Genomic DNA, 12,534 nt, shown 5'->3' with positions numbered 1-12,534 from the left:
TCGCGACCGTCGCACCGATGACACCGGCATTCGCGGCACCACCCGACACCGGACGGCTCGCCGACAGCCTCCGCGGTCTCTTCGGCGACGGGGACGCCGAACCGGCCGACCCGCCACAGCTCCCCGACACCGACGTCCCGGCCAGTGACAAGCTCGCCAAGGCGCGGAACGCGCCGAAGGCCAAGCGCGTCAAGGAGCTGACGGACCGGCGGACACCGTACTCCCGTCACTGGCGCATGTCGGACGGGCGGGTCCAGTCCGAGGTCTCGGCCATGCCCACCGCCTACGAGACGGGCAAGGGCAAGGACGCCGAGTGGAAGCCGATCGACACCGCGGTCACCGACACCGACCGCAAGGGCTTCGAGAAGGCGAACACCACCAACCTCGCCCGCACCTACTTCGGTTCACGCCCGGGTGAGCTGGTCCGCTTCGAGCTCGACAAGGGCCACTGGGTCGCCATCGGTCTGAAGGACGCCGGTGCCGCGAAGCTGACCCCGGCGGTCGACGGCAACAAGGTCACCTACAAGGACGCCCTGGGCCAGGGGATCGATCTCTCCTACACGGTCGGCAACGGCAGCGTGAAGGAGGACATCGTCCTCAACGAGCGGCCGAAGGGCACCCCGTCCTTCGAGTTCACGCTCACCACGGGCGGCCTGACCGCCAAGTCGGAGAAGAACGGCACCATCTCGCTGTACGGCGAGAACTCACCAATCGGCGCACCCGCTCTCGTGATCCCCGCGCCGTTCATGACGGACGCGAAGAAGAACGCCGGCTCCGCGTACGGCACCAACGGCACCGACGCCGTCCGCCAGGCCCTGTCCGGCAAGGAGGGCTCGTACGGCATCAGCCTGAAGCCGGACGCCAAGTGGCTGGCGGCACCGGAGCGCCAGTACCCGGTGACGGTCGACCCGACCGTCACGATCGCGCCGACTCCGTCGCAGTCCGCGGACGCGATGATCTCCTCGGACGATCCGAGCGCCAACTACGCGGACCTCTGGCGCCTGTCGGTCGGCAACACCAGCACCGGTACGTCGCGTGCCCTGCTGAGGTTCGGGCTGTCCGGCATACCCGCCGGCACGCGGCTGGATTCGGCCGATCTGAAGCTGTACTACGACCAGACGCACACCACCGGCGCCACCGAGGTCCAGCTGGAGGCCCACCGGGCCACCGCGGCGTGGACCGAGGCGGGCGCCACCTGGAACAACGCCAACGGCATCACCGGTGAGCTGTCCGGCACCTCCGTCCTCGTCGACGACGGCGACTCGGGCACCACGGCCGCCCAGGGCGCCTGGCCCACCTCCGGGAACACCGCGTACACCCAGTACGCGATCGGGCAGGACTACCGGTACAACAAGGACGCCACGGCGGGTGACAAGTACACCTGGCGGCCGAGCCTTCCCGAGGACGGCGAGTACCAGGTCGACGTGCACTACGTCCCGGCCTCCGACCGCGCCGGCAACGCGCCCTACACGGTGACGTACGACGGCGGCAGCAAAACCTACCAGGTCGACCAGCGGGCAGGCACCGAAGGCGTCTGGAAGCCGCTGGGCAAGCACCCGTTCAAGGCCGGCACCACCGGCCAGGTCGTGCTCGGTGACGGCCCCGCCTCGACCTCCACGGCCGTCCTCGCGGACGCGGTGCGCTTCACCAAGGGCGGTGTGGTCACCAAGCAGCCGCAGGAGTCCAACACCTGGCACTCCTTCCCGGTGACCAAGACCGTCCAGCAGTGGCTCGACGGCACCTACGACAACCACGGCTTCGTGGTGAAGGCCGCCGACGAGTCCGCGAGCGCCCCCAAGGGCGGCCCGCGGTACGAGGCCGCCGAGTACGCCTACAAGGGCGAGGTCGCCAACTACCCGAAGCTGGTCCTCACCTGGGGCGACCGGGGCGTCGACGTCAATCCGCCGAAGGTCATCCACTCCACCGGTGCCGAGCTGAGCTGGCCCGCGTACACCGACCCGTCGACCTCGCCGGGCGACGACATCGCCGAGTACCAGGTCCACCGCAGCGTCTTCCAGCACTTCACGCCGTCCTCGCAGACCCTGGTCTCCCCGGTCGACGAGGACACGCGCACGTACACGGACACCTCGGCCCGGCCGACCCCGGTCGACTCCGCCGAGGAGTTCGGCGACGCGTACTACTACATGGTCGCGGTGAAGACCCGTGACGGGCGGATCCTCCCGTCCGTCACGGAGCTGGTGCGTCTGCCCAAGGCAGGCCGCACCACGGTGGTGCTGCAGTCCGGGCAGAGCGACACCACGCTCTCCTCGGCGCAGCCGTCCACCGGCCACGACACGCTCACCGACGCGGGTGTCGCACACCCGTGGCTGTCGGTGGGCAACAACTCGGCCACGTACGGAAACACCCGTGCCGTGCTGAAGTTCCCCGGCGTCGGCGAGATCCCGGGCAACGCCCGCGTCCTCGATGCGCAGCTCAACATGTGGGGCTTCCAGACGTCGACCGACTCCAACGGCGCGATCTACGAGGCGCACGGTCTGACGCGCGACTTCGACGAGGCGACCGCGTCCTGGACGAAGGCGAACTCCACCACCTCGTGGACCACCGCCGGCGGCGACATGGACGCCACCGTCTCCGACACGGTCGGCACGGTCACCAACGACCCGGCACGGCAGTCCTGGTCCATCACCTCGCTGGCCCAGAGCTGGATATCCGACCCGGCCGGCAACCACGGCGTCGCCGTCAGACTGCGCGACGAGTCGACGAGCGGACCGCGCGAGCGGACGCTGTTCCTCTCCTCCGAGGCCGAGGAGCCGCAGCTGCGCCCGCAGCTGGTCGTGACGTACCTGACGAAGTCGACAGAGGCGACCTATCACGCCCCGTACACGCCGTCCCGGATGATCCCGGGCGACGAGTACACCGTCGACGTCACCCTCACCAACACCACCACCAGCACCTGGGCGGCGGGCAGCCATGCCCTGTCCTACACCTGGTCGCTCCCGGACGGCACCGACGCCACCACCGGCGGCAACCAGCTTCAGACGGCGCTGCCGGACGAGGTTCTGCCCGGCGACTCGGTCACCGTGCCGGCGAAGCTGAAGGCCCCGATCAACTCGGACTCGGGCAACAAGCGCCTGGACTACGTGCTGAAGTGGGACCTGAAGAACACCACCACCGGCACCTGGCTGTCCCAGTCGGAGTCCATCGCCCCGCTGGCGCAGAACGTCCGCACCGAGGACCCGACGTCGAACCAGCTCGGCCTGGAGAAGTACTACTCGTACGCGGGCAAGAACACGGGCGCGGGTTCGTCGTTGATGACGAACCTGTACGCGGGCAACAGCGTCTGGCAGTACAACGCGTTCTCCAACCCGGGCCGGGGCATCTCCACGTTCGCCCGGTTCGCGTACAACTCCCAGGACACCTCCGACACGGTCCTCGGCCACGGCTGGTCGGCTCAGACCGCGATGCCGCTGCGTCTCGGCGCCGCGCTGGACTTCCACCCCAACCCCCACCCGACCGAGGTCACACTCCCCGACGGTGACGGCACCGCCCACGTCTTCCGCAAGCAGGAGGACGGGACGTGGCTGGCGCCGGCGGGTGTGCACTACCTGCTGCGGCAGGGCACCGGCGTGGACTGCACACCGGACAAGGACGGCGACCCGAAGGCCTGGTCGCTGACCCGGCCGGACCGCACCCAGTTCTTCTTCGACTGCGACGGCTACCTGACGTCGATCGTCGACAAGAACGGCAACACGCAGACGTACACGTACGCCGAGCGCAAGTCGAACAACAAGCCGGTCAAGTTCCTCACCTACGTCGAGGACCCTGCCGCGCGTCAGTCGCTGACGGTCGAGTACTACACGAAGGACGACACCACCAGCCCGAAGATCATCGACCACGTCAAGTCGATGACCGACATCTCGGGCCGGAAGGTCACCTTCGAGTACTCGGACAAGGGCCTGCTCACCACCCTCACCGACGGTGCGGGCAGCGCGCAGCCGAAGGTTTTCCGCTTCACGTACGACATGGAGCAGGGCAACAAGAACGCCAAGCTGGTCGAGGTCACCGATCCGCGCGGCAACTCCACCTCACTGGACTACTACTACCCGAGCGAGGGCGACGACCCGAAGTTCCACTGGAACACGCAGACGCTGACGGACCGCCTGGGCGGGACCACCGGCTATGTGTACACCGATCCGGACGGCACGTCGGGCTCGGTCGTCAACACCAAGGTGACGGACGCCGAGAACCACGACACGCAGTACGTGCTCGACGGGTACGGCCGCGCCACCCAGATGACCAACGCCAAGTCCGAGACCACCAGGACGGCCTGGGACACCGACAACAACGTGACGCGCCTGGAGGAGGCCAACGGCGCGGTCACCACGTGGAAGTACGACACCAGGACCGGCTATCCGCTGGAAATGAAGGACGCCGAGGCCAACAAGAACGGCACCGCGGCGCAGACCCTCACGTACTCCTACGGGCTCGACGGCCATATCGCGGACCTCTTCGAGAAGAAGTCCCCGGAGGGCCGCACCTACCGGTTCGGCTATGACACCAAGGGCAACCTGACCTCGGTCACCGACCCCAAGGGTGTCGCATCCGCCACCGAGGGCGACTACACCAGCCGTACCGAGTACGACCAGTACGGCCAGGTCACCAAGGAGACCGACGCCAACGGGCACGCCACGCAGTACGGCGAGTTCGAGGCGGTGGGCTACCCGAAGACCATCACGGACGCGGCCGGCAACCCCTCGCACTTCGTCTACGACGTGCGAGGCAACGTCACCAAGGTGACCAACGCCCAGGGCGCCGAGGTCACCCAGGCCTATGACGCGTTCGGCAGACCGCTGGAGAAGCGCGAGCCCAAGGACCAGAAGGCAGGCGAGTTCATCGTCACGCCGGAGCCGGTCTACGACGCCAACGACAACATCACCAAGGCCTTCGCCCCCAACGGGACCGAGACCACGGCGGTGTTCGACAAGGCGGACCAGCGGATCGAGTCGGTCAAGCCGTCCGACGAGCCAGGCGGTCCGGTGCGCAAGTCCACCTCCGTCTACGACAAGGTCGGCAACCTCGTCTCCGGTACCGGCGCACAGGGCAACCTGACGGCGACCGAGGGGGACTACACCGCCACCACCAAGTTCGACGCGATCTACCAGCCGATCGAGATGGTGGACGCCGAGGGCAACAAGGCGACGGTGGAGTACGACAACGTCGGCAACGTCGTCAAGGTCGTGGACGCGCGCAAGAACGCCACAGCGAACCCCGACGACTACACCACGCGCTACGAATACGACCTGAACCACCGGGTCAAGCGCACGGTCGACGCCCTGGGGTGGGCCACCTCGGTCCGCTACGACAAGGACGGCCTCCAGATCGCGCAGACCGACGCGGAGGGCAACGAGTCGCTCGCGACGTACGACGAACGCGGCGCGCTCGTGGAGTCCAAGGTGCCGGTCAAGGAGGACACCTCCGGCGACATCACCTACCGCACGACCAAGTACGCCTACGACCAGGTCGGCAACCGTACGAAGACCATCACCCCGCGCGGTGTCGCCACCGGTGACGACGACACGGACTTCATGTCGGAGACGGTCTACGACGAGCTGAACCGGGTCAAGGAGGAGCGCTCGCCCTACGACAAGGACGACGCGGTCTACGCCTCACCGGACTCGGTGTTCTACGAGTACGACTCCGTCGGCAACCTGAAGTCGGTCTCGGCTCCCCCGTCGGACGGCCAGACGGTCCGCAACGTCACCGAGTACACGTACTTCGACAACGGCTGGACACGTACGACCAAGGACCCGTGGGACATCACCACGGCCTACGAGTACAACAAGCTCGGCCAGCAGACGAAGAACACGCTGACCTCGGCAGGCGGCTCCCAGCAGCGCACCATGACGTGGGACTACTACCCGTCGGGCAACAAGAAGGCCCGCTCGGACGACGGTGTGCCGGTCGGCAACCAGGTCGTCCTGGTGGACAGCTCGGACTTCAACAACACCGCGACCCAGGGCAACTGGTCGCGGACGCAGGCCGAGCAGCAGTACGGCTACGACACGTACTCGCACCCCGCGGGTACCGGCACCTCGTCGCTGTCCTGGCAGTTGAACATCCCGCAGAACGGCACCTACGAGGTGTTCGTCCGTTACCCGAAGATGACGGGCGCCGCCTCGGACGCCAAGTTCAAGGTCGACCACGACGGCGGCAGCACCACCAAGACCGTCGACCAGACCGCGAACACCGGCACGTGGGTCTCACTCGGGTCCTACGCGTTCGTGGAGGACGGTCCGCAGAAGGTCACGCTGACCGACGCCGCCAATGGCACGGTGCTCGCGGACGCGGTGAAACTGGTCCGCTCGAACTCCGGTGAAACGGACAACGAGAAGAAGGACTTCACCTACAGCTACAACGCGAACGGCAACATGACCGAGGTCCGTGACCTCTCGCCGGGCGCGAAGATCGACACGTACAAGATCTCGTACGACGGCCTCAACCACATCACCAAGGTGGAGGAGTACGCGGGCGGCACGGTGAAGAACACCACCTCGCTGACCTATGACGAGAACGGCAACCCCGTCACGTCCACGCACGATCTGACCTGGACGAAGATCGAGTACGACGAGCGCGACCTGGTCAAGAAGGTGACCAACGCCGATGCGCCCACCGCGGGCGATCAGCAGATCACCACGATGACCTACACCGGGCGCGGCCAGCTCCTGAAGCAGACCAAGCCCAACGGCAACACGCTCGACATGCGCTACTACCCCGACGGGTCGGTGGAGCAGTCGCTCGAGAAGACCTCGGGCGGCACCGTGGTGGCGCAGCACGACCTGGAGTACTCGCCCAACGGGCACCGCTCCAAGGACGTCCTGAAGCTGATGAACGCCGATGACAACTCGGCCTACATCCACAACACGTACACCTTCGACTACGACCCGCAGGACCGCATCACCAAGGTCACCAAGAGCGGCGACGACGCGTCCACCGAGTCCTACCGCTACGACCGCAACAGCAACATCGTCGAGCAGACGGTGGACGACGTCACCACGACCCAGCGCTACGACCGCAACCGCCTGTTGTCGGCGAGTTCGGGCGGGGTCACGTCCACCTACAACTACGACCCGCTGGGCCGGCTCGACACCGTCAGCACCGGCGGTCAGACCGTCGAGAAGCACTACTACGACGGCTTCGACCGTGAGGCGAAGGTCCGGCAGGGCGTGGGCGCCACCGCGGTGACCACCTCGTACGTCTACGACCCGTTCGACCGGACGGTCTCCCAGACCACCTCGGGCGACCAGGGCAAGACCACGGCGTTCACCTACCTCGCCATGGACAAGACGCTCCTGCGCGAGACGGTCGACGGCAAGGCGGACAAGGACTACCAGTACATAGCCGGTGGTCAGCGCGCCACGCAGATCAAGCACAAGGACGACGGCAGCAAGGAGGTCTCGCAGTACGTCACGAGTCCGCGCGGTGACGTCGAGGCGATCACGAAGGAGGACGGCAAGACCCGTTCCACGTACGGCTACACGGCCTACGGTTCGGACGACTCGTCCCAGATGACCGGTGCGGACAAGCCGGACGGTGGCACCGAGGGCAAGAGCGACTACAACTCGTTCCGCTTCAACTCCTCGCGCTGGGACGGTGCCTCGGGCACGTACGACATGGGCTTCCGCAACTACGACCCGGGGCTGAACCGCTTCCTCACCCGGGACTCGTACAGCGGCGCCCTGGCCGACATGTCCCTGGCCACCGACCCGTTCACCGGCAACCGGTACGCGTTCGCCGGCGGCAACCCGATCAGCTTCGTCGAGCTCGACGGGCACCTGTTCGGTCTCTCGCTCTCGGACATCGGCCATGCCGCGCTCGACGTGGTCGGCCTGGTCCCCGTCGTCGGTGAGGTCGCCGACGTCGCCAACGGCATCTGGTACGCGGCCGAGGGCAACTATGTCGACGCCGCACTGTCGCTGACCTCGGCGATCCCGCTCGCGGGGTACGGGGCCACCGCCATCAAGGCCGGCCGCTACGTCGAGAAGGGTGTCGAGGCGGTGGACTCCGCCAACGACGTGCGCAAGACGGTGGACAACACCGGTGACGCGGCGAACGCCGCGAGCGACACCCGCAAGGCGGACGGCGCGGACGCCCCGACGACGAAGTCGCCGGACAGTCCGCAGGCATCCGCCTGCAAGGTGAACAGCTTCTTGCCGGGCACCCAGGTCGTCCTCGCGGACGGCACCACCCGGGCCATCGAGAAGCTGGAGGTCGGCGACCTGGTCGTGGCCACCGACCCGGAGACCGGGGACACCCGGGCCCGGGTGGTCACCGAGACGCGTGATCACGAGGGCACCAAGGACCTCGTGACCCTGACCGTCGACTCCGGCGGCAAGGGCAAGGCGCTCAAGCTGACCTCGACGGCCGCGCACCTGTACTGGCTCCCGGACTTCGGCAAGTGGGTCCCGGCCAAGGACCTCAAGTCCGGTATGTGGCTGCAGACCTCGGCCGGTACCTGGGTCCAGATCAGTGCGGTCGACACCGCCCACCGCTCGGCCAGGGTCTACAACCTGTCGGTCGAGGGCGTCCACACGTACTACGTGGGGTCGGGTACCGCCGCGGTCCTGGTCCACAACTGTGGCTACAAGGACGAGGCGGTCAGGGCGCAGCAGCGCGCCCAGGAACTCGCCGGTCAGCTCCACTTCTTCAAGGAGTCCATGGTGACCGTCGCGGTCATCGGGGTCCGGAAGAAGGGCACCAACGACATCATCGAGAAGGTGGGCATGAGCTCCGGTCAGAAGGGCGACCTTCTGGAGCTCTTCGACGGCCAGTCGTTCGTGCCCGGCAACCTGGTGCCCGGACGTGTGACCAAGAAGGGCAATCCCGCCTACGAGCACGCCGAGGAATCGGTGTTCAGGTGGCTCGAGGAGAACCCGGACTACGAGGTGCTGTACGGCGGCACGTCGAAGAACGTGTGCTCCGACATCTGCGCACCACTCGTCGAGCAGAGCAGGATGAAGCTCGACGGTGAGGTGTTCGGCGGAGCGGCCGACAAGACCGACTTCCGGACGTTCTGGCGCTTGAGGCGCTAGGAGACACCGGCGCCACCTCCAGTGGCGCCGCCGGACACGCAAGCAGGACGCCCGGCCGGGGAGCCTCCCCGGCCGGGCGTTCGCGTCGCGGGACGCGCTCAGCCCGCGTCGGCCAGACTCCACAGGTGCACGGCCGTGCGGTCCTCGGCGAGGGTGGCCCACAGGCCGGGGCCGGCCGGCCATGGGCTGCCCGAGACCGGCAGGGAGTAGACGATCCGCCCGCGCAGGGCGAGTGCGCCCGGGTCCACGAGCCAGTGACGGGGCTCGGCGGTGTGCCCATCGGTGCTGACGACGGCACCGTCCTCGTAGGGGTAGGCGCCCTCGTAATCCCAGCGCGCCATGTCCTCACCCGGCGCGGGTGGCACGACATCCCTGGCGTTGAGGCGTCCGTCCTCCTGCGCGCCGGGGGACTCGTGCAGATACAGCGCCCACTGGCCGGGATCCGTGCACAGGAAGTGCCCGCCGGACGGACTGACGTCCTGCAGCAGCACCCCTTCGATGCGTTCGAAGCCCAGGTCGGCACCGTCCCAATGCCCCCACAGGGAGGGGGAGTCCTCATGCCCCTCGCCGACGGTCAGTCCCATGTGCGAGCCGTCGGGGTGCGGGAAGTGGGCGGACGCCGAACCCACGGTCGAGGTCCTGGTCCGGCCGAGCACCGACCCGTCGGCCGCGTCGAGGACCAGCCACTCCTCGTGCGGCCAGTCCTGTGCGTGCCGCACATGGGCCCACACCAGCGTGCCGTCCGGGCTGAACGCGGCGGAACCGCGGCCCGCGCGCCGATGCCGCGGGTCGTCCGCGTACTCCTCGAACGAGGCATGGACCGCCGTGCACTTGGCGGCGGACCAGCACCCGTGCGGGAGCTCCCAGTGGACCTTGCCCGTCCGGTCCACGGCCCGTACGGCGTGCACGCCGCTGAACACGGCGAGGTCGCCCGTGGGAGAGACGGTGACATCGCCGAAGGGCCGGGGCCAGGGGGCGGGGAAGCGGAACTCGGCGCCGTGCTCCTGTCCTGTCGGGCCGAGCCCGACCACGGCGAGCTCGTCGTCCCCGCGCTGGACGAGCAGCCTGTGGCGGGGCCCGTACTGGATGCGCGGAGCGTCGGCGTCCGCGGCGCCGAGGGGAGTGGGGACCGTGGCAACGAGGCGGGCCGCGTGTGCCACAGCGGCCGCGTCAAGGGGATCGGTGGACATGGACGGCATGCTTCCACACCCGAGTGGCAGGCGGCGTGCCGTCATGCACCAGGCGACAATGACACGCTGACTCGCCGTGCCGCGCGTGTTGAGGTGCTGCGTCGGCGGTGGGAGAACTCGGCCGAGATCCCGCAGAACCACCGTGCGGTGGGAGCACGTCGCAGTACATGCTGCGCGGCGTGCTCCCCGTTGTACGCTGGGGCACCACGAGGTGACGGGGGTGGCGGTGAGCCGCGGTACACAGCGCATGCGTCTCGTCCTGACCGGGCGTCAGGACAGCGACCAGGAGGAACTCGACGAGCTGACGCTTCGGTTGCGCGAGCGACTGCTCGACCTGGACGTGGACGACGTGGAACCGAGCCGCTCCGGGGACATCCCCGCCGGCGCCAAGCCGGCCGACGCGATCGCCGTCGGAGCCCTCGTGGTGACCATGGCCCCGATCGCGCTGCGCTCGGTCCTGGACGTCGTACGGACGTGGATCGAGAACCGTCCCGTGCGTACGGTCGCCCTCACCCTGGGCGAGGACAGCCTCGAACTGGAGGCCGTCTCCTCCGCCGATCAGCAGCGCCTCATCGAGGCGTTCCTGGCCGCGCACGGCGACGGCGAGCCGGAACCGGGCCAGGGCGACTGAGGGAACGTACGACCGTGTCCGCAGGCCGCTACGCGCTGCTCGTCGCGACGGGCCGGTACGACAACGAGGCCCTGCGACAGCTGCGTTCACCCGCCCGGGACGCCCTTGCGCTGGCGGAGGTGCTCGGGGACCCGAAGATCGGCGGCTTCGAGGTGAGCATGGTCGTCGACGGCCGCCACAGGGACGTGACCCAGGCCATCGAGCACTTCTTCCTCGACCGCCGCCGGGACGATCTGCTCCTGCTGCACATCTCCTGCCACGGCCTCAAGAACAACAACGGCGAACTGCACTTCGCCGCCGCCGACACCGATCGCCGGCTGCTCGCCTCCACCTCCGTCCCCGCCCTGTTCGTGCACCAGCAGATGCGCTCCTGCCGGGCACGGTCGATCGTCCTGCTCCTGGACTGCTGCTACAGCGGCGCCTTCCTGGCCGGCGCCAAGGGCGACACCACGGTCCACGTCAAGGACGAACTGGCCGGACACGGCCGAGCGGTGCTCACCGCCACCAACCGCACCGAGTACGCCTTCGAGGGCGAGCGGGTCACCGAACTGGACCCGGAGCCCTCGCAGTTCACCGCGGCCGTCGTCAAAGGGCTCCGCACCGGAGAGGCGGACCGCGACCGGGACGGGCTGATCGGCGTGCACGAACTGTACGACTACGTGTACGACGAACTGCTCGGCGCCCGCGCCGCGCAGCGCCCGCAGATGTGGGCGGAAGTGGAGCGCGGGGTGGTGGTGGCGCGGTCGGTGCTGCCGGCCCTCCCGCGGGGGCGCGAGGCCGGCGAAGAGCCTCCTCCGCCCGTTCCGCCGGCGTCCCCGGGTCCCGACTCCGTTCCGCCGGCGTCCCCGGGTCCCGACTCCGTTCCGCCGGCGTCCCCGGGTCCCGACTCCGTTCCGCCGGCGTCCCCGGGTCCCGACCCCGCTCCGCCGGCCTCCCCGCGCCCCGACCCCGCTCCGCCGGCGACCCCGCCCCCCGACCCCGTTCCCAGGCGGCCCCGGGCCCCGCTCGCCGCCCTCACCGAGGTGATGACCGGGCTGACGTGCATGGAGGACGCGGCCGGCCGGCAGCAGTTCGCGGCGGTCCTGGGTGAGCACTTGGGCCGCCGGGTCGACGTGCGAGGAGTGAGGCTCCGGGAGGACGTCGTCGCGATCGTGCGGACGGCACTGAGCCGGCCTGGTGGAGAGTACGTGCTGCTGTCGGCCGTCGAGGTCTTCGAGGGCGCGGCGGCGGCCGCCGAGGTGCGGCGCGTGCTCGAGCCGGAGGACGTCCCCCCGAAGAGCCTCGGCCCGAGCCTGCTGATCCGGGTCGCCGACGCGCTGTGCGAGCTCTCGTGCATGGAGGACGCGGCGGGCCGGCAGCAGTTCGCGGCGGTGCTGGGGGAGCAGTTGGGCCGCCCGGTCGATCTGCGGGGCGTCCGGCTCCGGGAGGACGTGGTGGGCGTCGTGCGCGCCGCGATCAACGTCCCGGGCGGGGTGCGGGCGTTGGTGGAGGCGGTCCGGCTCTTCGAGGGAGGGCAGGCCGGCGACCACGTCGAGCGGGTGATCGGCGCCTCCGGCTGACTGCCCATCAAGTTTCCTGTGTGCCAGCCGTTTACAACCGCGCCGCTCGGCGCTACCTTCCCCTCACGAGCGAGGTGGGAGCGCTCCCATACTCCGGTGGACCG

Annotated in this window: 4 protein-coding genes; 3 read left to right on the top strand and 1 reads right to left on the bottom strand. The window is 68.9% G+C overall.

The window, feature by feature from the left end; all coding sequences use genetic code 11:
- The first annotated feature begins 17 nt into the window (after positions 1-17).
- The gene (locus ACZ470_RS36170) at positions 18-9,050 is read left to right on the top strand and encodes a golvesin C-terminal-like domain-containing protein (RefSeq protein ID WP_468434186.1); all 9,033 of its coding nucleotides are present in this window, start codon (positions 18-20) and stop codon (positions 9,048-9,050) included.
- A 98-nt stretch (positions 9,051-9,148) separates the two neighbouring features.
- On the opposite strand, the gene ACZ470_RS36165 is transcribed toward ACZ470_RS36170, so the two are convergent.
- Positions 9,149-10,240 carry a hypothetical protein gene (locus ACZ470_RS36165; RefSeq protein WP_468434185.1) on the bottom strand — a complete coding sequence of 364 codons (1,092 nt, stop codon included), beginning with the start codon at positions 10,238-10,240 and terminating at the stop codon, positions 9,149-9,151.
- A gap of 226 nt (positions 10,241-10,466) precedes the next feature.
- Between ACZ470_RS36165 and ACZ470_RS36160 the strand changes: the two genes are divergently transcribed.
- Entirely contained in the window at positions 10,467-10,871 is a 405-nt protein-coding gene (locus tag ACZ470_RS36160; protein WP_468434184.1) for a hypothetical protein, read from the top strand.
- A 14-nt stretch (positions 10,872-10,885) separates the two neighbouring features.
- On the top strand, positions 10,886-12,430 hold the full coding sequence (locus tag ACZ470_RS36155) for a caspase, EACC1-associated type (protein ID WP_468434183.1): 1,545 nt from the start codon (positions 10,886-10,888) through the stop codon (positions 12,428-12,430).
- The last annotated feature ends 104 nt before the right edge of the window (positions 12,431-12,534 follow it).

Source organism: Streptomyces sp. NPDC031111 (assembly GCF_055570675.1).
Note: the sequence above shows the minus strand (reverse complement) of the source record. Positions and strands in the feature narration are given on the sequence as shown.

Excerpts from the sequence above, each read along its gene's own strand:
- ACZ470_RS36170 (WP_468434186.1), top strand. The coding sequence starts at position 18 with ATGACACCGGCATTCGCGGCACCACCCGACACCGGACGGCTCGCCGAC.
- ACZ470_RS36165 (WP_468434185.1), bottom strand. The coding sequence starts at position 10,240 with ATGTCCACCGATCCCCTTGACGCGGCCGCTGTGGCACACGCGGCCCGC.